The 20,598-nt window shown below is 54.0% G+C and carries 15 protein-coding genes; 10 read left to right on the forward strand and 5 right to left on the reverse strand.

Annotation, left to right across the window (positions count from 1 at the left end; genetic code table 11):
* Positions 1-184: 184 nt before the first annotated feature.
* Positions 185-889 carry a glutathione S-transferase family protein gene (locus tag ACZ5BW_RS04910; protein WP_464543084.1) on the reverse strand — a complete coding sequence of 235 codons (705 nt, stop codon included), beginning with the start codon at positions 887-889 and terminating at the stop codon, positions 185-187.
* 169 nt (positions 890-1,058) lie between these two features.
* On the opposite strand from ACZ5BW_RS04910, the gene ACZ5BW_RS04915 reads away from it, so the two are divergent.
* Entirely contained in the window at positions 1,059-1,481 is a 423-nt protein-coding gene (locus ACZ5BW_RS04915) for a winged helix-turn-helix transcriptional regulator (RefSeq protein ID WP_464543087.1), read from the forward strand.
* A complete protein-coding gene (locus ACZ5BW_RS04920; protein WP_464543089.1) occupies positions 1,482-3,989 on the forward strand; it encodes an ABC transporter permease in 2,508 nt (835 codons plus the stop codon). It begins immediately after the preceding gene.
* A 29-nt stretch (positions 3,990-4,018) separates the two neighbouring features.
* Here ACZ5BW_RS04920 and ACZ5BW_RS04925 read toward each other — a convergent pair whose 3' ends face one another.
* Positions 4,019-5,197 carry a TIR domain-containing protein gene (locus tag ACZ5BW_RS04925; RefSeq protein ID WP_464543091.1) on the reverse strand — a complete coding sequence of 393 codons (1,179 nt, stop codon included), beginning with the start codon at positions 5,195-5,197 and terminating at the stop codon, positions 4,019-4,021.
* Positions 5,198-5,636: 439 nt separating this feature from the next.
* On the opposite strand from ACZ5BW_RS04925, the gene dinB reads away from it, so the two are divergent.
* The 6 genes from dinB to ACZ5BW_RS04955 all read left to right on the forward strand — a co-directional run bounded on the left by dinB (position 5,637) and on the right by ACZ5BW_RS04955 (position 11,962).
* Complete coding sequence (gene dinB, locus ACZ5BW_RS04930) at positions 5,637-6,803, forward strand: DNA polymerase IV (protein ID WP_464543653.1); 1,167 nt, start codon at positions 5,637-5,639, stop codon at positions 6,801-6,803.
* 138 nt (positions 6,804-6,941) lie between these two features.
* Complete coding sequence (locus tag ACZ5BW_RS04935; RefSeq protein WP_464543093.1) at positions 6,942-8,096, forward strand: efflux RND transporter periplasmic adaptor subunit; 1,155 nt, start codon at positions 6,942-6,944, stop codon at positions 8,094-8,096.
* 41 nt (positions 8,097-8,137) lie between these two features.
* Positions 8,138-8,842 carry an ABC transporter ATP-binding protein gene (locus tag ACZ5BW_RS04940; RefSeq protein WP_464543095.1) on the forward strand — a complete coding sequence of 235 codons (705 nt, stop codon included), beginning with the start codon at positions 8,138-8,140 and terminating at the stop codon, positions 8,840-8,842.
* A gap of 173 nt (positions 8,843-9,015) precedes the next feature.
* Positions 9,016-9,489, forward strand: a complete 474-nt coding sequence (locus ACZ5BW_RS04945) for a thermonuclease family protein (protein WP_464543097.1) — start codon at positions 9,016-9,018, stop codon at positions 9,487-9,489.
* A 9-nt stretch (positions 9,490-9,498) separates the two neighbouring features.
* Positions 9,499-10,707 (forward strand): ABC transporter permease, encoded by a 1,209-nt coding sequence (locus tag ACZ5BW_RS04950; RefSeq protein ID WP_464543099.1) that lies wholly within the window; start codon positions 9,499-9,501, stop codon positions 10,705-10,707.
* 55 nt (positions 10,708-10,762) lie between these two features.
* Positions 10,763-11,962, forward strand: coding sequence for an ABC transporter permease (locus ACZ5BW_RS04955; RefSeq protein ID WP_464543101.1), 1,200 nt, complete (start codon positions 10,763-10,765; stop codon positions 11,960-11,962).
* 29 nt (positions 11,963-11,991) lie between these two features.
* Here the strand turns inward: ACZ5BW_RS04955 and ACZ5BW_RS04960 are convergent, their stop codons facing one another.
* From ACZ5BW_RS04960 to ACZ5BW_RS04970, 3 genes are all read right to left on the reverse strand, one after another.
* On the reverse strand, positions 11,992-12,246 hold the full coding sequence (locus tag ACZ5BW_RS04960; RefSeq protein ID WP_464574193.1) for a hypothetical protein: 255 nt from the start codon (positions 12,244-12,246) through the stop codon (positions 11,992-11,994).
* Positions 12,247-12,494: 248 nt separating this feature from the next.
* Positions 12,495-14,177 carry an MFS transporter gene (locus tag ACZ5BW_RS04965; protein ID WP_464543106.1) on the reverse strand — a complete coding sequence of 561 codons (1,683 nt, stop codon included), beginning with the start codon at positions 14,175-14,177 and terminating at the stop codon, positions 12,495-12,497.
* A gap of 118 nt (positions 14,178-14,295) precedes the next feature.
* The gene (locus tag ACZ5BW_RS04970; RefSeq protein ID WP_464543108.1) at positions 14,296-15,351 is read right to left on the reverse strand and encodes a phytoene/squalene synthase family protein; all 1,056 of its coding nucleotides are present in this window, start codon (positions 15,349-15,351) and stop codon (positions 14,296-14,298) included.
* A gap of 550 nt (positions 15,352-15,901) precedes the next feature.
* Here ACZ5BW_RS04970 and cas3 point away from each other — a divergent pair.
* Positions 15,902-18,664, forward strand: a complete 2,763-nt coding sequence (cas3, locus tag ACZ5BW_RS04975; RefSeq protein WP_464543110.1) for a CRISPR-associated helicase Cas3' — start codon at positions 15,902-15,904, stop codon at positions 18,662-18,664.
* Between the two features lie 248 nt (positions 18,665-18,912).
* Positions 18,913-20,586 carry a type I-E CRISPR-associated protein Cse1/CasA gene (gene casA / locus ACZ5BW_RS04980; RefSeq protein ID WP_464543112.1) on the forward strand — a complete coding sequence of 558 codons (1,674 nt, stop codon included), beginning with the start codon at positions 18,913-18,915 and terminating at the stop codon, positions 20,584-20,586.
* Positions 20,587-20,598: the final 12 nt, after the last annotated feature.

A 20,598-nucleotide genomic window follows, 5' to 3' on the forward strand; every position in this document is an offset into this window, starting at 1 on the left:
CTGTTCGATGCTCTGAATGTTTCAGTGTACGTTGAGGTTGTTTAAGTCACAATGGAGTTAGGCGGCGTCTACTTTGAGCTAGTCTAACTTGCATAGTATTCTGCTTTGATCCGGTTCAACAATCGGCAATTGACAGTCGCAATCGACGATTGATCCAAGCGTCAGGGTCTCTTCCAGTTAGTGCCTACTGCAAGTCTGAATAATATTGCGTTTTGATGCGGTCAATATAGTTTCTGAGATTTTCCTTCGATAAGCCATATTCCTTCAGAGGGGATTCGATAGGGCAACCAAAGGTATTGATCAGGAAACCGAAGGCGCTTGCATCCAGCGTGGTGGGCTTATCTCCCAGAAAATATTTGTTGTCGCCGAGGCATGCGGCGAGTGCGTCTATATCCTGCATCCCGAGTTCAAAAATCTCTTCGGATTTATGCCGCCCCATGCCGTGCCCATAAATTTGACGCCGAATCCTGTAGCGGTAGATAACAGCTGCGACATCCCGAATAGCTGGGGGCAAGACGCCAAAGATGGCTTTCTTGTTGACCTGCCAGTTCGTATCCGTATACTGCCAGCGGGTATACATGGTTGCCCAGAAAAGATGCTCTTCGACCAGGCGCTGCATTGCCAGGGACAGCGCGGCTTCTGCGGGATTCAACCCTTCGTCGAGGTCTTTATACTTGTCTTTGAGATGCCGGATGATGAAGCGGGAATCCGCTAATTTGATGTTTCCATCTTTTATATAAGGCAGTTTACCTTTTGGCGCAAACAGTGGAAGCGTTGTCCTGATTGCATATTCAATCCCTGCCATACGCAAATACGTTTCTGTTTTGCAACAGAAATGACTTAAATTCGGATTACCCCAGGTACGCTCAAACTGGTACAGTATCAGCACGGCTGTTCTCCATCCTGTCAATCAGCTTTCCACTCATAAGCTTGGCGTGGCAAGAGACAGCAGCCTAGCCTACTATATTGCGAATTGCAAGTGACTATAATAAAGCTCACTCGCAAATGTTATAACCCCCACAAGTGTTATAAGTTATGGGTTGATGAAGGAGGAAGCTGTGACAGGTGGTGCGGAAGCGCATGATGACGCAATATTCAAGCGTTCCTCATGTCCCATTACCAATGGATTGAATATCTTTGGCGACAAATGGACGCTTCTGGTTATTCGCGACCTGGTGCTTGGTAAGCGCCGTTATGCCGATTTTATCTCGTCGCCGGAAAATATCGCTTCGAACATTCTTTCCGATCGCCTGAAAAGATTGGAGGCAGCAGGCCTTGTCTCCCGGCGGGTATATCAACAGAAACCCGTTCGCTACGAATACGTTCTTACAGATAAGGGCAACGATCTCAAGCCCATTCTGGAAGCAATAAGCGGATGGGGTAAGAAGCACTGTCCTGGTACCGACGTGTTTCGCCCTGTCGATCAGCCCACATTACGGGTTTCAAAAACAGGAAGTACAAACAGCGATTTTAATGATTGAATGAACATTCTAAAGCTATCTCTTCGCATGCTTGGGCGCGACTGGCGCGCGGGCGAGTTGCGCGTGCTGGTATTTGCGCTGGTCATTGCAGTGGGTGGGATGACCACTGTCGGTTTTTTTGCCGACCGGGTGCAGGTGGCGCTTTCCCGCCAGGGCAACCAGTTGCTGGGCGCGGATCTGATCATTTTTTCGGACCATCCTTTGGCGCCGCATTATGCCGAGGAGGCAAAACGCCGAAACCTGTCGGTTTCCTCTGCCATCAAGTTCCCGAGCATGACAGCGGAAGGAGAGGAAAGTCTGCTGACGGAAATCAAGGCCGTGGCGGAAGGCTATCCACTGCGTGGCGAATTGCGCATCAGTGAGGATTTCGGCAACGGAGCCCCGCCTGCTGAGCGTGTGACCCATATTGCCGACAGGATTCCGTCCCCAGGCACGGCCTGGGTGGACGAGAAGCTCATGATCGGCTTGTCTCTCAAACGGGGAGACAGGATCGAGGTGGGCGCATCCCGCTTTGCTGTGGATGCACTGATCACGCAGGAACCGGATTATTCGATCGGTTTTCTCAACCTGAGGCCGCGCGTGCTGATCAACGAAGTTGACCTGCCGGCAACCGGGCTGATCCAGCAGGGCAGCCGTATTGGCTACCGCCTGCTTGTTTCCGGCGATTCGGGCGAAGTGGAGGGGTTCCGCAAGTGGGCCGAACAACGCCTGATGCTGGGGGAGAAAATCGAGGGCATCCGTGACGCCCGGCCCGAAATAAGGTCGGCGCTGGAGCGGGCGGAAAAATTCCTGAGCCTGACTGCGCTGGCGAGCGTGGTGCTGGCGGCCGCCGCTGCGGCACTGGCGGTGCGCCGTTTCACCCAGCGCCACCTGGACGGCTGTGCAGTGATGCGCTGCCTCGGCGCAAGCCAGGGCGCCATGCTGCGCCTCTATCTGTATCATTTTCTCACCCTGGGTTTCGTTGCCAGCAGCCTGGGCTGTCTTCTCGGTTTTGTCGCCCAGCAGGTTCTTACCTATTGGCTTTCGGGATTGGTTGAAGCCGAATTGCCATGGCCCACGGTATGGCCGGGCGTGCATGGAGTGCTGACTGGAATGGTGCTGTTGCTTGGCTTCGCGCTACCTCCGCTGCTAAGCCTGCGCAGCGTCTCGGCGCTGCGCGTCATGCGCCGGGATATCGGCCTGCCACCGCAGGGACTCGCCGGCTATGGGCTGGGACTGGGCGTGCTGGCGCTGCTGTTCCTGTGGAAAGCGGGCGACATGCGGCTCGGTGCCTCCGTCATTGGTGGTTTCATCGTAGCAATAGCAGTTTTTGGCGTGCTTGGATTCCTGCTGATGAGAATGCTGACCCATATCCGCAACCAGGCGGGTGGCGCGTGGCGCTATGGCCTGGCAAGCATTCGCCGTCGCGCCGCCGCGAGCGTGCTGCAGGCCGTGGCCCTCGGATTGGGATTGATGGCGCTATTGGCGCTGACACTGATCCGGGACGATCTGCTGAGAAACTGGCGCACCAGCCTGCCTCCCGATGCCCCCAACCATTTTCTGGTAAATATCCAGGAGGACCAGCTGGAGCCGTTGGCTGTGTTTTTCAAAGAGCACAGGATGCAGCCGCCGAGAGTTTTCCCCATGGTGCGGGGACGCCTCACCGAGATCAATGGCAAGACGGTCACTTCCGAGGATTATGCCGATATCCGGGCAAAGCGGCTGGTGGAGCGGGAATTCAACCTCTCGTGGGCGAGCGAGATGCAAAGCGATAACCAGATCGTCAAAGGCCGCTGGTGGAAACCTGAGGACCGGGGAAAAGAGGAAATCTCGATCGAAGAGGATATTGCCAAGACCATCGGGATCCACGTGGGCGACACACTGACTTATGATATAGCGGGCAGAGTGTTTTCCGCCAAGGTCACGAGTCTGCGCAAGGTGAACTGGGATTCATTCCGGGTGAATTTCTTTGTCGTGACGCCGCCCGGCGTGCTGGAGCAATATGCGGCAAGCTATGTGACGAGTTTTTATCTTCCTTCCATGCATGTGGAACTGACGAACCAGCTGGTCAAGGAATTTCCCAACCTGCTCGTGCTGGATGTGGCTGCCATCCTCACCCAGGTTCAAAGAATGATCGAACAGGTGACCAAGGCGGTCGAATTCGTGTTCCTGTTTACGCTGCTGGCAGGGTTGGCGGTACTCTATGCCGCCATCGTCTCCACCCAGGATGAACGCATTCAGGAGGCCGCCATATTCCGCACGCTGGGCGCAAGGCGCAGGCAACTGGCGCGTGCCTGGGCGGCTGAATTTGCTATATTGGGAGGCCTTGCCGGCTTTTTTGCGGCGGCGGGAGCAAGCGCGCTGGGTTATGTCGTTGCGGAATATGCGCTGAATCTCACTTATACCTTCAATTCGTGGATTTGGCTCATCGGCATAGGCGCAGGAGCCGCAGGCGTGACCCTGGCGGGACTGATCGGTACGCGTGCCGCGCTTTCAACGCCACCACTCATGACTTTGCGCAGGATCTGATTAAAAATAAAATTGCCCTGAACAAGATATCAGACTTCACTGGCAATCCGCTTTTTGCCACGTCCACCGGAGCGCCGCGCTAGACCTCGCGCGTCGGCAATAACACCGACGCGCCGTAGCTCGGCCTCGATTTTGGCAAAGGTCTCAGAGATGTCACTGTGGAAGTTGATGGTCAAAATTCCAGCCAGATCAGACGGTATCTCTGTTTTCGATTTCTTGACGATGCAGACGCGGTCTCGCCCGAAGCGCCCGTAAAACCAGCCAAGCTCGAGCAGAACATTGGGCCGAGCCTGGAAGTAACTTTTGCCCTCTTTTTCAACGAAATCGTCAGGAGTTAGCAGCGCGAAGGCATAGCAACAATCATCTGCTAGCTTCTCAAATTTCCCAATGACTGTTTCGCCTTCACTCGGTTCCTCCTGCAGTACGATTACTTTTTGATCAAGTTTATCCTCCAGGATGTCGCGTAGTTCCCGCCATTTTGCTTCATCATGTCCGTGGATGATGAATACTCTGTCTCCCGTCGGGATCAGGTAGCGTTGCTTGAGTTCCGAACCGAATACCTCAACCCGTGTTTCCACACGTTCTGCTGTACTTGTGCAAAAACTGACAAGTGCTAAAAACATTGGGTCGAGGGAGGGCGGAAGAGACTTTGCCCGGCGATATTCAGCTGCTGCTTCCCGAAGTAATTTTCTATATTGAGGAATATTACCTTGGTAACCAACTATTTCTGCTCGCATGGCGGCAGCGGCGCCTCTGAAGAGAATGGGAAAGAGCGAGAAGATTGATTTAAAATTCCGCACCTCATTCTCATCGGAGTTGGATTGCTGTGCATAATCCTCTATGGCGAGAAGGCTCTCGTTGACCCTTGATAATCCTTTCTCGGCTTCCTCAAGGGCTCTAGAGAACCTTCCTTCCATTTGGAATACGATAGCTCTTGTGAGAGGATCAAAGAGCGAAATCATATTCTTGAGCATACCTAGAAGAAAGCTTTGGTCTGTTGAAACCCTTTGTTTAGACATTTCATATAGTGCTGTTGCGGTACCGACAGCCATATCAACTGCGGGAACATTTTGTGTTTGCATACTAAAGGCCGCTGTCTGCAGCAATACGATCATCTTATTTTGGATTTCGTCCGACTCGGTCTTCACATCTGTATCAGTTGCTATTGATTCATCTTCCCCCAGGATAAGTCCATTATCTTTTGACATCGTAGTTCCCTCCATCCTTAAATATGCCAACATTAAGTAAACTGGTTACGAAGGAGAAAGGTGTAGCTCGGATAAAAATGACGCTCAAAAGAAGCGCCGCCTGGATTGATTCATCTATCTTAATGTTTTGTCGTCGCCTTATGTGACTGCTTGTACCTTTTATTAAAATCCTAGACCACGCTTCGAGAATTTTCTAGGAGTAACGGTTAATTTTTCCGAATGACGCCCAGGCAACTCGTTGTAGGTCGCATCAATATCAATATGGTTACTTTTTAATCAGCGGTAACAAATGCAAGCGTGTTAAAGACCCATACAATTGGCCATGGGAAAGATGCAGCAACTGCATCATGTAGTTACCGGATACCACCTGTCCACCCTGAATATTCGGAGTCTGACTGGTCATGGCATTCCAATCGACCGTAATCGCTTTTTGTCACTTATGACCCCAGCGCTCCGCCGCATTGCCCATCTTGATATGGATGCTTTTTACGCCTCAGTCGAGTTGAAGCGATATCCGCAATTGCACGGGTTACCGGTGGTAATCGGCGGAAGCGCGGAGCAGCAGCCAGAACTTTTCAACGGTAAGCCGCGTTTTGCAAAACTGAAAGGTTATGCGGGGCGGGGAGTGGTAACCACCGCCACTTATGAGGCTCGCGCTTTCGGCGTTTCCTCCGGCATGGGCTTGATGAAAGCGGCACAGTTGGCCCCGGAGGCTATCCTGCTGCCCGCCGACTTCAGCGCTTACCGCCGCTATTCGAATCTGTTCAAAACAGCCGTTGCCTTGGCTGCGCCTCATATAGAGGATCGCGGTATCGATGAGATTTACATCGACTTCAGTGACTCGGCTGAGGACATCGTGACTCTTGCCCGGCGCATCAAGCAGGCTGTGCGGGAAAGCACCGGATTGTCCTGTTCTATTGGCGTGGCACCAAACAAGCTTCTGGCAAAAATCTGTTCAGACCTCGAAAAGCCGGATGGACTCACTCTCCTGAGCATGGCGGATGTTCCAGCCAGAATCTGGCCTCTTCCCGTCCGTAAAATCAATGGCATCGGCCCCAAAGCAAACCAGAAACTTGCAGCGTCAGGTATTTTCACCATCGGCGATCTGGCACAGGCTGACATCGCTTTCCTGCAGGCACAGTTTGGGCGCAGCAACGGTTCCTGGCTGTACGAGGCTTCCCGCGGCATTGACGAGCGTCCCGTCGTAACTCATGCGGAGCCCAGATCGATCAGCCGCGAGACGACTTTCGAGCGGGATCTGCATGCGCGTCGCGATCGTCCCGTTCTTTCGGAAATTTTCACCGGTCTATGCGCGGGTGTCGCCGAGGATCTCCAGCACAAGGGCTATGCCGCCCGTACCATTGGCATCAAATTGCGGTATGAAGATTTTCGCACCGTAACCCGTGATATCACGCTCCCAGTCCCCACGGCGAATGCCGCTGCCATTCGCAAAGCAGCCCAGGAATGCCTGCGGCGCGTCTCTCTTGAGCAGAAAATGCGGCTGCTCGGCGTTCGCGCCAGCGGGTTGTGCTCCGATACTGCATTGCAAAGCCCGGGCATGAGCCAGCAAAGGGAACTCCCCCTGGCTGCCCTGGATCTTCAATAAAGAAGTGTGCATACGGATTGCTCGTGCGCACGTAGCTCGGTCAAATATGGGCGATAATTCCTCCTTTTCTCTTCATTGAGCAGCATGGGCGGCCCCATTAGCTGCCTGAAGTATCTAATTGTCTTTACCCCATTCGCCATGCCAACAACAAAAACACTGGCTCGCCTCGCCATCATCATCGTAATTCTCACGGTAGCGGGTTATGCAATATGGTTTGCAACGCGTCCGGCGCCCATAGAGGTTGAACTTGCGACCATCAAGCGGAGTACGGTGGAAGCCACCGTGGTGAATACACGTGCCGGAACAGTAACCGCGTGCCGGCGTGCCAAGCTTGCGCCAGCGGCGGGGGGACAGATTGTCAAGTTGCAGGTCAAAGAGGGTGACAGGGTCAAAAAGGGGCAGGTATTGCTGGAACTATGGAATACGGACCTGACCGCCCAGCGCGATCTCGTACGGCGCCAGCTCACCACTGCGGAAGAACGGCGCCGTGAAGCTTGCATCATTGCAGCCCATGCCAGCCGTGAGGCTGAGCGTTCGCGTCAGCTTGCCGAGAGAGGCTTCGTCAGCGCACAGAACCGGGAGAATGCCGATGCCGATGCACGCGCCCGCCAGGCAAGCTGCGATGCGACTACTGCCGATGTGAAGCGGGCGCGAGCACAGCTCGAAGTAACGGAGGCGGGATTGGAGCGCACCGTTCTGGCTGCTCCATTTGATGGCATCGTGGCGCTTGTCACCGGGGAACTGGGCGAATATACCACCCCATCACCCCCGGGGATTCCTACTCCACCGGCTATTGATCTGATCGACGATAGCTGTCTGTATGTTACCGCTCCAATGGATGAGGTGGATGCGCCCAAGCTGAGGATCGGGCAATTCGCCCGCATTACGATCGATGCCTTGCCGGGCCAGACCTTCCCCGGCAAGGTGCGGCGGATAGCACCCTATGTCACGGAGGTAGAGAAGCAGGCGCGCACGGTGGATATCGAAGTGGATTTCGAAGAGATACCGGAACGGCCGTTGCTGGTGGGATATAGCGCCGATGTCGAAGTGGTGATCGACCGGCATGAGAATGTGTTGCGCGTGCCCACCCAGGCGATTCGTCAGGGCGGCAAAGTGTTGCTGGTGAACGAGGAGAAAAGATTGGTTGAACATAAACTGGAAACAGGACTTGCCAACTGGGCATTTACAGAAGTCACCGGTGGCCTGAAGGAAGGCGATCGCGTGTTGCTATCATCAGAGGCAAAGGAAATCAAAGCCGGCATGCAAGTCCGGGAGAAGGTTGCCGAGCAGTGAATCAATGGAGGTGACCCATTGATTCACTTCGCCAGAATAGAATGATTCATCTTACTGACATTTCACGCGTTTTCCATATGGGAGACCAGGAGGTGCGAGCGCTCGATGGAGTCGATCTTGAAATCGGTACCGGAGAGTATGTTTCCATCATGGGCCCTTCGGGGTCGGGCAAATCGACTCTGCTCAACGTTATTGGCTTGCTCGACCAGCCAGACGGCGGACGCTATGAACTCGACGGAAGGGATGTAACCGATCTGTCGGAGATCGAGAAGGCGCGTGTTCGCAGGGAAAAAATCGGTTTCGTGTTCCAGTCGTTTCATCTTGTGCCACGATTGACTGCCGCGGAAAACATTGAGCTACCGCTGATGCTGGAGGGAATTGCGCCGGCGGAACGAAAGTCGCGTGTGGATGAGGCGCTGCGGGGGTTCAATCTGCAGGATCGGGCGGCGCACCGGCCTCCCGAGCTGTCAGGCGGCCAGCGCCAGCGCGTCGCCATCGCGCGTGCTACCATCCTGCGGCCTACTGCCTTGCTGGCGGATGAGCCAACGGGTAATCTCGATCACCGTATTGGCGCGGAAGTCATGGTGCTGCTCGAAGGCTTGCACAAGGCGGGGACAACATTGATCGTGGTGACGCATGATCGCGAATTGGGGGCGAGGGCACAGCGCCATATCGCGATGCGTGATGGAGAAATTGTATCCGACGAGAGGCAGGGTAAATTTCCAGGTGGGAACAGTCTTGCATGATCTGCATCAACTGTCGTTTTCAGGACTTCACGGGCCTGCAATAAATCCTATGGTAACCATAAAAGTGTTTATAATGAGCTTGGCAGATTTTGTACTATCACAGCTCCCTGTCCTGTCAGTTGCGAGCATTCACAGGTTCGGTTCTTTCGGGGAGATGGATCGAGGCGCCTGCAATGCCGCATATTCTGGTTGCTCTGGCAATCGGGTTTTTCAGTTTTCTTCCTTGCCTGGCTTATGCTGACCTCACCGGTCAGGTAATTCATGTTGCGGATGGAGACACTCTTACCCTTGTAATAAACAAGGAATGGGTAAGGGCACGCCTTGCGGGCATCGATGCGCCTGAAGCGAATCAGCCTTTTGGCAAGCTTTCCCGGGAATCTCTCTCCGATCTCTGTTTCTGGCAGCAGGTTACGGTTATTCCGAAAGGAAAAGACCAGTATGGCCGCATGTTTGCCCAAGTCCTGTGTGGTGATGTCGATGCCGGGGCAGAGCAGGTGCGGCGCGGCATGGCCTGGGTTTATGATCACTATGTAAAAGACAATGACCTCAAGCCCCTTCAGGCCGATGCGAAGGCTGCAAAGCGTGGATTGTGGGCTGATCCCTATTCAAAGCCGCCGTGGAAATGGCGCGAGGTGTGGCAGGAATGAAGATTTGATGTGAAGCTTCGCGACACGTTGAGTCTCTCCATCAGAACCGTTGCCAGCTACCGCACCCGTTCGTTGCTCATCATTCTGGCAATGTCATTGGGGGTGGCAGCAGTGGTCGTGCTGACCGCCCTGGGGGATGGCGCCCGTGGCTACGTGGTTCGCCAGTTTTCATCCGTCGGAACCAATCTCATCATCGTCTTGCCCGGCCGGGCCGAAACTTCCGGCAGCTTCCCCGGTGCAGCGTTGGGACAGACCCCACGCGACCTGACGCTGGAAGATGCGCGATCGCTTGTCCACCTGCCGCAGATCAGGCGGTATGCGCCGCTCAACGTCGGTGTTGCCGAGCTTGCCTCCGCCGGGCGCCTGCGCGAAGTGACGGTGCTGGGAAGCACAGCGGATATACTGCCGATAAGGCACATGAATCTCGCGCAGGGCGGTTTTCTTGCGCGGGAAAAAGGAAGCGAGCGCAGCGCGCAAATCGTTCTGGGTGCACAGCTCGCGCAGGAGTTCTTCCCCCAAAGCAGCGCTATCGGTCAGCGGGTAAGGCTGGGTGACAGGCGCTTCCTCGTTTCCGGCGTGTTTGCGCCGCAAGGCGAAACGATGGGCTTCAATACCGATGAAATCGTCATCATTCCTATCGATTATGCCCAGGCCCTGTTCAACACATCGTCCCTTTTTCGTATTCTGGTCGAAACCAGAAGCCGCAGCGACCTTTTGCCCGCCAAAGAAGCAATTCGCCACATTTTAAAGCGGCGACACGATGGGGAAGAGGACGTCACGGTAATTACACACGACGCAGTGCTTGCCACTTTTGACCGCATTCTGCGGGCGCTGACACTCGGTGTAGCGGGAATCGCCGCCATCAGCCTGGCGGTAGCCGGCATATTGGTAATGAATGTCATGCTGGTGTCGGTGAGTCAGCGCACCTCCGAAGTCGGCTTGTTGAAAGCCCTTGGCGCGCCTTCCGCCGAAATCCATCGTTTGTTTCTTGCCGAGGCGTTGTGGCTGTCATTGGCGGGCGGGATAGCGGGGTTCGCATTGGGGCAATTTGGAAGCCTGCTGATCCGGTTGGCTTATCCGCAGCTTCCTGCGTGGCCACCCGTATGGGCCAATATTGCCGGGGTGGGAGTGGCTTTTGTAACAGGCCTGCTGGCCAGCCTTATACCGGCAGCGCGTGCCGCCAGGCTCGACCCCGTGCGCGCACTGAGTGGAAAATAAGCGGAAATGAGGGGCAAACAGGGAATGGATATGAAAGAGGCATGAAAGGAGCGGCATGAGTGGTATCGATACGCTGCGTTTCGCCCTGCGCTCGCTCACCGCACATCGCCTGCGCACCTTGTTGTCCGCAACCGGAATCGGCATCGGGATTGCGGCGGTTATCCTCCTGACTTCCATTGGGGAAGGAATTCATCAGTTCGTGATTTCGGAGTTCACCCAGTTCGGCACCAATATCATTACGGTTACGCCGGGAAAAATCAGGACCCACGGCAGGTCGCTGGGCGCGATCGGGAGCGCGCGGCTCCTCACGATCGAGGATGCGCTGGCGTTGAAGGAATCCCGCTATGTTCAGCACGTCAACCCAGGCGTGATGGGCAATGCGGAAATACGTGCCCGTGGACGGAGCCGGCGGGTGACGGTCTATGGTGAAAGCCCGGATTTCGCGCATACCTTCAACATGAAGGTCGCAAGCGGACGGTTTCTGCCGGAGGATGATCCTCGCAATCCTCGCGCCTATGTGGTGCTGGGTTCCAAAGTGCGCACGGAATTGTTCGGCAGTGCGAATCCTCTAGGCGCTACGCTGCAAGTCGGCCTGTCGCGCTTTCGCGTGATAGGCGTCATGGAATCGAAGGGGCAGGTACTCGGCTTCGATCTGGACGATACGGTCTTCCTTCCCACTACCCGCGCACTGGAAATTTTCAATCGTGAAGGTGTAATGGAAATCAATATTGCCTATCGGCCAAGCGCGCCACTGGAAGCCGTGGTGGAGGATATACGCCGCATCCTCGTTTCAAGGCATGGGCGGGAAGATTTCACCATCACGCCCCAACAGCAAATGCTGAATACGTTGAATACCGTTCTGGACGTATTGATTTTCGCGGTTGCAGCGCTGGGCAGTATTTCCCTGCTGGTAGGGGCTGTTGGCATGGTCACGCTCATGCATATTGCCGTGACTGAACGCGTTGCCGAAATCGGCTTGCTCACCGCCCTAGGGGCGACCCGTGCCCGTGTTCGCATTCTGTTTCTGACGGAATCCACAGTGCTTGCCACATTGGGCGGTTTGGGTGGTCTGGCTACAGGCGTGGGAATAGCCTGGCTGCTGAAATCCTTGTCAATCGGCCTGCCCGTGCAGATCCCATGGAATTACACCGCCAGCGCACTCGGAATTTCTGTGCTGATCGGTCTCGCCGCCGGTGTTATTCCTGCCATGCGAGCGGCACGGTTGAATCCGATTGAAGCGCTGCGGGCCGAATAGATTTTCCGGAATAAAAAATAAGGAGCTTTTTAATCGCGAGAAGCCTGTTTGTTCCTGCGCAGCCACCGAAAAAAGAAAATATAAATAAAGGCCGGAACAAACGGGAGAATCCACGGGAACATCTGCGAAAACCAGGCGGCATAGAAGCTATTCATATAGCTCGCCTTGGCCGTGGAGCAGGCGCTGGCATCCGGAAGGCGACAGGCGAGGTCGATTTCGTAAGAAACCTGGACATGAGCGCGCCACAACCAGTAAGCCATTGATGCGGCAAAAACGATCAGCATAAGGACAAGCCAGTTTACCCGGCCTTCTTGTCGCATGGGACTCATTTTTTTCTCCACTCCATAGATAATGCTTCCGAGGAAAGCAAGCACGCTTTGAAAAATGGCTGCTGGATAACCAGTAGGCCGGGCTTTGCCCGACGACCTAAATGCTGTCAGGGCAGAGCGGATTTACCTGGAGAGTACTATTGTCTCTCCTTTGTTTCTCCTTCTCCTTTATGCGGCATCCAGAACCTTTTCACTCCAACACCTCACGCATTGCGGAAGCGCGAATGCCTGAGCAGGAAGATAGCCAGTAGCGGCAATACGAGGCCAATTACAGTCACTGAAACCAGCAGCGGACCAAGTTCGCTGTAGTCCGCGGGAACAGTGATCTTCCCGGTCTCGGGGTCCGTCACTTCGCGCGTTACCATGAAAATCCGGTTCATGTATTTTGTCCCAAGCTGCGACGCGGACAGGGCAAGATTGGTGAAGGAGGCCATCACCGCGAAGAAGGTGGCCTTGAGTGCCTTCGGTGCGGAGTTGGCAATCCACGCCAGCATCGGGATCATTGCAATCTGTCCCAGGGGTGATTCCAGCGCCGTATCGATCACCGCGATAAAGCGCGCATCCACCACACCGTTCGTCAAAGACGCCGTCCATTCATGCAAACCGTAATACATCCCGATTATGGGCAGGGACAAGAAAGTGCCAACGATGGTAAGCCAGCCGATAATGTAGGCAATCGAGCGTTCAGCCATGAATCGCCGAAAGATGAACATTCCCGCCAGGGTCAAGGTCGCACCGATCAGGGATAATGTCGCCAGAAACTGCTGATCAAAGCCAAGGTGGTCGATCATCCACCAGGTTGAACCAGCCCCTGGCCCCGGTATGGCGCGGAACACGAATATCAGGATTGCCGTGCCCACCAGCACATTGCGCGCCTCGGGCTCCAGTTCGCCCGTCAGCCGCCACATCAGGAATAAGACGATGCCCATGGAAACCAGGAAGATGATTTCCTCACCCCCCGGTATCTGGCTCAGGCCAACACTCAGGGAGACTGCCGTGAAAGCCAAGCCGCCGCCGAGTATCCACCAGTTCACCGGAGGAGGCTCGGGGTTAACCCCAAGCAGTGTCTCCGATTCCCTCCGACTATGACCCTGGGCTACAAGACGCGCAATATCCCGCCGATGCAGCCATGAAGCGAACAGGACACCGGTAACGGAAACCAGCGGGATGATCAAGGCAAGCTCATAGACGAACAGGTACGCCGCGGCCTTGCCCGCCTCGGGTAACTCACCCACGCCTTGCAAGACATAAACGTTCACCACCGAAACCAGAACCCCCCCGCTGATGATGGCGACCCGGCCCAGCGTCTGCATCGTGACATGCATGGATTTGCGGCTTTCGAGCATTAACGGCTTTCCGTCCTTGTCGACTCGCGGCACGGCTTCGACCGTCATCGCATCCGCCACCACATCCTGAAGGACGTAGCCAATGGGCGCGAGCAATGCCGCGGTAACGTACCACGCCTCCACAGTAGCGATAGCGCGCATCTCGTCCAGGTATCCGAGCAACCCGATCATGATGAGCAGGCTCAACGTGATCAAGCCCGCGCCCAGATACACCAGAAGGCTCTTCCACCGCCATACGAGGTCGACGAGATGCCCGAGCGGCATCTTCAACGCCCATGGCAGCATCATCCAGAACCCGAGCGCCGCAAGAAATTCGGCCGAAAGCCCCAGCCGCTCCTTGACGTAAAATGTGCCGACGATTGCCGTCAGCCCGGAAATACCCGCCGCCATGTAAACCATGAGCGGAGGCAGATAGGACAACCGCATTTCGCGGCCTAGCGCGAAAATATTCTCGTCCAGCCAGCTGCCGACGGTAGCGAGGAAACCCGCGGCTGGCCGTACGGTTGTAGCCACCGCGCTTTTATCGGAAGACTGGTTCATTGCTGGGGAAGGAAAGAAAGATTGTCGGGAGTATCTGGCACGAAAACGTTTTCGATTTTTCCGGCTTTAAGGGTGAAACGCGGCAGCGGTAGTTATATTGCGCCAGCCGGCTCTGCGGTTATTGCTCTACGGCTGAGACAACCTGCTCCCGGACTCGGTTCCAGTAACTGGTTGCAACAAAGCCGTTGGCGCAGGTCAGGGTTGTCAACGTCATTATCAGGTATACCTCGCTTCGAGGCGCTTTGACATTGACGGCGGGATCGAGCAGATCGGGTGCCACCGCGACACGCCTCAGGGTTTCCCCGGCTAGCAGTATAGGCCAGATGCAGGCCAGCCGTTGACGAATCTCCGAGACGGGAATCGCCATGGTATAAACCCAGCCTTGATCCAGGTGTTCGATGGCCATCCTGATGAGCCGATCGAGAACCGGTTTGAATTTTGGCAAATTGTTGTCATTCAACAGGTCCGCTGGCTTCAGGCCCACCTCATCGAGAAGCGATTCGGGAATATAACAGCGCCCATTGTGCAGATCCCGGCCGATATCCTTCAGAATGTTCGTGAGTTGCAGTCCTTTTCCGAACCTTACCCCGATGGCCGCCATCTCCTCTACATCCCATCGCCCCATCGTCGGCCGGTGAGCACAAATCATCCTGGTCCAGAAATCCCCGACACAACCTGCGACATAGTAGGTGTACTGATCCAGGTCGTCCAGAGTGGATAGCGCCGCAAGCCGGTCACTTGACTGGCCGGGGAAGCGGTTCAAGTCCATCTCCATCCCTTCAGTCAGCACCTTTATGACCCACTGGATGCGCTTCCGGTCGTCGAGCGAGCACTCCTCGTACAGCCTGAAACAATCCTCCAGCCGCTGCAGAAGAATGCTCTCTCCCGAGTCTTTCTGATGAGGGACCAGCGCGCTCTGAATCCCCTGAACCGCTTCCCGATCGACCCCTGCCGTCGTGAATTGATCACGGAACTGCTTCAGGTATTTCAGGCGCTCCGATCGATCGATCAGATCCGTATCCGCAATGGTATCGGCAGCACGCGCAAACAGATACGCCAGGCCCATCTGGTCACGCACACCAATCGGCAGCACATTGAGCGTGAGATAAAACGAACGGGAAACCTGCTTCAGGATGTCATGCAGCAGCTCGTGTTTGGTGGAGGGGGTAGTCAAAGATGGAAATTGAAAACAACTCGATGAACAAGGCCGCAACATTACCTGTTGCCGGACCTTAAGGTCAAGGCGTGCGTTTTTCGGATTGGTATTTTCAGGGACGAGAGGAGCCTTGCATTTTAACGGATGGGGTTAACGAAGCCTCCGAAAAGATGCGATCTTTTGGATGCAGATAAAATGACAACAGATTAATTATTTATGCTGTTCGCTTATCTGCCGTAGGATAGGTGAAGCGCAGTGCAGCCCATCAAAGCTTTACCCTGAAACCTTCCTGAGCGGAAACAAGACACAAAGACTATCAGGTCTTGGACGTAGTACTTTGGTCCAATTGCTGAGCCCGTTTCAAGGCAATAATATCTGAATAGACCAGTTTGGGAATGGAATGAAAGATCATCTTATTTCCTGGGTAGCGCCATAAAAATAAGCATCAAAACAACAAGTGGAAAGATCAAGCAAAATTCAGGATACAACCCTGCTAAATAATAAATCGCAGGCTAACTTATGAGCTACCTCTTGCGCCTCCCATAAGTTGGCAACCAAAAAACAAATTATGCTAAAGCGACTAGAGGGCACGATTTTCAACTACTGGGGTAAGGCCGATCCCGTCTACCCGCACGAACAAAAGTGGCATCCGCTCGCCTATCACAGCCTGGATGTAGCGGCGGTGGGTGTGGCTTATCTTGAGCGGTCTTCTTTGCTTAAATTGTGCTGTAGGTTGTTGAACTGTCATGAACAGGATTTTTTGTCCTGGTCGGGGTTTTTGCTTGCATTGCATGACCTGGGCAAGTTCAGCGAGGCATTCCAGGCACAGCGGCCCGATCTGATTTTAGCGTTGCAGAAACGACAACCGCACCCAAACAAAATATACAGTGAACGCCATGACTCACTGGGTTTCTGGTTATTGGATGACTATCTTGTGGATGAGGCGCTGCTTGAAATCGGAATCGAAGCTTCTCGCGCCACTCAACGCAGCCTTAAGTGTTGGCTATCGGCTGTGACCGGGCATCATGGGATGCCGCCCCGACCAAGTGGCAATGTCGATAGTTTCTTTCGTAGGGAAGACAAGCAAATCGCTGCCGAGTTTGTGCAGGCGATGGCCGAACTGTTGCTTACAAAAGACGCCAGGCGCCTTCCTGCCAATCAGAATTTTAAGGATGCTGGCGAAATGCTGTCTTGGTGGTTTGCAGGAACTACAGTGCTGGCAGACTGGCTCGGTTCGAATACCCAGTATTTTCCATATAAAAATCCGTCAATGGATTTGGAGGAATACTGGGAATACACAAAAGGTCGGGTCGCTATCGCATTGGGCCATTCAGGCATTTCGTCGGCCGACATTCAGAAAGGACGCTCTCTCAAGGACTTATTCCAGAATATCCAGGAGGCGTCGCCATTGCAACAATGGGCGGTATCAGTGGACATTCCGCAGGCACCGCAAATTTATTTACTGGAGGATGTGACAGGATCCGGAAAAACCGAAGCCGCAATAATGCTGGCTTATCGTTTGATGGAGCAGGGGTTGGCGGAAGGTTTTTTTATTGGCTTGCCGACCATGGCAACAGCCAATGCCATGTATGAGCGCATGGCAGAAGTTTATCGAAAGCTTTTTGTCGGGAATGCCAATTTGGTGCTGGCTCACGGTCATAAAAAGTTGGTGGAGAAGTTTGCCACTTCCATCCTGCCTCCTGGGTCACCCGAACAGGACGTTGCCCAAGTGGATGAAACCGCTTCGGCACGTTGCAGTGCATGGCTGGCTGACCATAGCAAACGTGCATTATTGGCCTCCGCCGGAATCGGAACGATAGACCAAGCCTTGCTAGCTGTTTTGCACAGCAAGCACCAATCTCTCCGGTTACTGGGCTTGTTCAACAAGGTGTTGATTGTTGATGAGGTGCATGCATGCGATGCCTATATGCAGGGCGTGCTGGAAGTGCTGCTGAAGTTCCATGCGTGCACTGGCGGTCCGGTGATTTTGTTATCGGCCACATTGCCTATCCACATGAAACAGGCCTTGCTCAACGCCTATGCCAAAGGGCGCAATCGAGACCACGCACCGACGTTGTATTCGGATGCCTACCCACTGGCAACCCACTGGCATGAGAACCAATGCGTCCCGGTGGAAAATGCACTAGCCTCACGGCACTGTGTTTCGCGCACGGTGCAGGTACATTACGAAGCCGATCTTGAAAAAGTCTTCTCGCATATTGGTGCTGCATTGCAACAAGGCCAATGTGTGGGATGGATTCGCAATACCGTTGCAGATGCGATGGCTGCTTACGAGCGCATATCTCAAACCACTCCCCGCGAAAAAATAACGCTATTTCATGCACGCTTTGCCCTGCGGGACAGACTGGAAAAGGAGGCGCAGGTATTGGGCGCATTTGGCGAAGGCAGCAATCAACAAGATCGGCAAGGACGCTTGATGATTGCCACCCAGGTCGCAGAGCAATCACTGGATCTGGATTTCGATGTGCTGATTACCGATCTTGCACCGGTAGATCGCGTCCTGCAACGGGCGGGCCGGTTGCAGCGGCATGTGCGCGATGCCCAAGGCAACCGTTTGCCTGCAACTGACGCCAAGGATCAGCGACCGGCACCGTGCCTGTGGGTATATGCACCGGCCTGGACAGAACAGCCGAAGGCCGACTGGTACGCTGCTGTATTCAGGAAAGCTCAATATGTTTATGTGCATCATGGGCAGCTTTGGCTAACGGCAAAGGTGTTACAGAAAGGCAGTTTCACTATGCCAATGGATGCGAGAGAAATGATTGAAACCGTGTTTTCTGAAAAAGAGATTCTGCCTGAATCGCTCGCCAGAAACGCCATAAAAGCAGAAGGGCAAGAAATGGCAGAAGCGAGTATGGCGCAGCTAAACACCCTGAAAATAGACGGTGGTTACAGGCGTGGCGAGATCGACGATTGGTGGAGCGATGCAAAAACGCCTTCCCGCCTGGGCGAAGAGACAGTGGAACTCATGCTGGCAAAATGGGTTGATGGCCTTCTGGAGGGATGGGCGGAGGGGATGTGGACTTATAGCATGGTAAAAGTGCCAGCCCGATGGTTGGCAAGCGTCGACGCCCCATTCGACCCGCTGCAAAAAGCGGCTTATGTACATTTGCAACAGACCTTGCCCAGCCAGGGTAAATGGTGCAGGTTGTTGCCGTTATCGCAGCGTTCGGATGGCACGTGGGAAGGCCGGGCCTGGACTGCTGGTAATGAAAAATCAGGGAAGAGGCCGGAACTTCTGACCTGGATTTACGATGCGGATTTTGGTTTGCGAGTAAAGGAGTCCGATGCAATTATTGCATCGGACTAAGCCCCGCAGATGTGGGGAACATACAAATAAACATGCCCTAACCAATTAAGCTAATGGTTCATCCCTCTGCAAGGGAACAAAGATTCACAGATCAGTTTTTTGGAGGAACTGAAGAAAGAAATGAATTCAGATTTGGAGGCCTGTTTTCATCAAAAACTTTCTTAAATCTGAAAATCAAAGTATAGTATACACTTATTCATAAGTTAGCATAATTTGTTTTAGTAAATATAAAAAAAGTGAGATTTCATTTGAATTTACTCGAAGAAAAATGGCTACCTGTCCGCCGCAGCACAGGGCAAGTCGACTGGATTGCACCGCACCAGATTGCCGAGGCGGATATTGTTGCGTTTGCGGCCAATCGCGCCGATTTCAACGGTGCACTCGCACAAATGATGATTGGCTTGTTGCAAACGACTACGCCGATTGATGACGAAGACAGCTGGGAGCATTTGCTGGATAAGCCGCCTTCTGCTGAAATTCTGGATAAATGGTTTGGCGTCAATGCTGACGCATTCATTCTGGATGGGGATGGCGCGCGGTTTATGCAGGATTTCAGCTTAACCACTAACGAAGGGGCGGAATGCACAATTGATGCGTTATTGATCGAGGCTGCCGGAAGCTCGTCGGTTGATAAAAATACCGACCATTTCGTCAAGCGTGGCACTGTCAACGCGATGTGTCCGCATTGTGTGGCGGCGGCCTTGTTTACCTTGCAAACGAATGCTCCTGCGGGTGGCGCGGGACATCGCACCAGTCTGCGCGGCGGCGGCCCTCTCACTACGCTGCTGGTAGCCACCCCATCGCAGAGCTTGTGGCAAGACTTATGGCTCAACGTCAAACCGCAACGCGCTTTCCTGCAGCAAGGGGGGGATGCACAAAAAACGGCAAGGCACTTTACTTTTCCGTGGCTGGCAGACATCAGTCAGATTCAGCGTACCGGCGGGGAGACACAGCCATTGCAAGTCCATCCCCATCATTCGTTCTGGGCCATGCCACGTCGGATTCGTGTTGATTTTGCAGATGTGAAAAACGGAGCGTGCGATGTCTGCAAACGCGATTCGAGCCAACTGGTGCATCGATATGCCACCAAACCGCAGGGCCTGAATTACAAGGGTGTGTGGCGGCATCCGTTTTCGCCTTATTACGAAACCAAAGAAGGCTGGCTGCCTGTGCATCCGCAACCCGGTGGTTTTAGTTACAAGCACTGGCTGGCGTGGGTGCTGGGGGTTAACCAAGGGAAGAAACCCGTTCAAGCCGCCGAGATCGTTAATTATTTTTTTCAGGAGCGCAAAAAATATCAAAAGTCGGCTCAGTTCAGGCTGTGGGTGTTTGGCTATGACATGGATAACATGAAATCCCGCTGCTGGTACGAAACGACTTTCCCTTTATACAGCCTGGCAGAGGCTACGCGGTCTACCCAGACGCAGATTCAAAATCTTGTCGCTCTTGTCGCCAATAGAATTGAGGCCGCAGAACAAGCCGTCTTTTATTTGCGCAAAGCGGTCAAGCATGCGTGGTTTGGCGAGAGCGAATTACGTGGCGATTTGAGTTTTATCGATAAGGCATTCTGGGACAGCACAGAGGCGGGTTTTTATCGGCAGCTGCAGGATTTAATGAAACAGGCGCGCACCGAATCGGGCATTAACATGGATGACGCCAGGTTCATTATTGACCTGGGCGAAACATGGCGCAACGTTTTGATCAAATGTGCCATCAAGCTGTTTGATGAGGATATTGTCGGCTCCGGTCCCGTCGGTCAGCAGGACCCACGCCGAATTGCAGAAGCCTATAACAATCTGAAAAATAATTTGCAGGGCGATGCGATAAAAACCATCTTGCGTTTGCCTGTGGATCAGAAGAAAAGCAAGTCTGCTAAAGAAGGCAGGAAAGCGGATCATCCGCCGATGCCCAAGCCCAATTGACACTGTAGAGAA

Source organism: Nitrosospira sp. TNL300, from assembly GCF_055385915.1.

Coding starts and splice junctions, on each gene's coding strand:
- ACZ5BW_RS04945 (WP_464543097.1), top strand. CDS start 9,016: ATGCCGCATATTCTGGTTGCTCTGGCAATCGGGTTTTTCAGTTTTCTT.
- cas3 (WP_464543110.1), top strand. CDS start 15,902: ATGCTAAAGCGACTAGAGGGCACGATTTTCAACTACTGGGGTAAGGCC.
- ACZ5BW_RS04940 (WP_464543095.1), top strand. CDS start 8,138: ATGATTCATCTTACTGACATTTCACGCGTTTTCCATATGGGAGACCAG.
- dinB (WP_464543653.1), top strand. CDS start 5,637: ATGACCCCAGCGCTCCGCCGCATTGCCCATCTTGATATGGATGCTTTT.
- ACZ5BW_RS04920 (WP_464543089.1), top strand. CDS start 1,482: ATGAACATTCTAAAGCTATCTCTTCGCATGCTTGGGCGCGACTGGCGC.
- ACZ5BW_RS04935 (WP_464543093.1), top strand. CDS start 6,942: ATGCCAACAACAAAAACACTGGCTCGCCTCGCCATCATCATCGTAATT.
- ACZ5BW_RS04965 (WP_464543106.1), bottom strand. CDS start 14,177: ATGAACCAGTCTTCCGATAAAAGCGCGGTGGCTACAACCGTACGGCCA.
- ACZ5BW_RS04955 (WP_464543101.1), top strand. CDS start 10,763: ATGAGTGGTATCGATACGCTGCGTTTCGCCCTGCGCTCGCTCACCGCA.
- ACZ5BW_RS04960 (WP_464574193.1), bottom strand. CDS start 12,246: ATGCTGATCGTTTTTGCCGCATCAATGGCTTACTGGTTGTGGCGCGCT.
- ACZ5BW_RS04925 (WP_464543091.1), bottom strand. CDS start 5,197: ATGTCAAAAGATAATGGACTTATCCTGGGGGAAGATGAATCAATAGCA.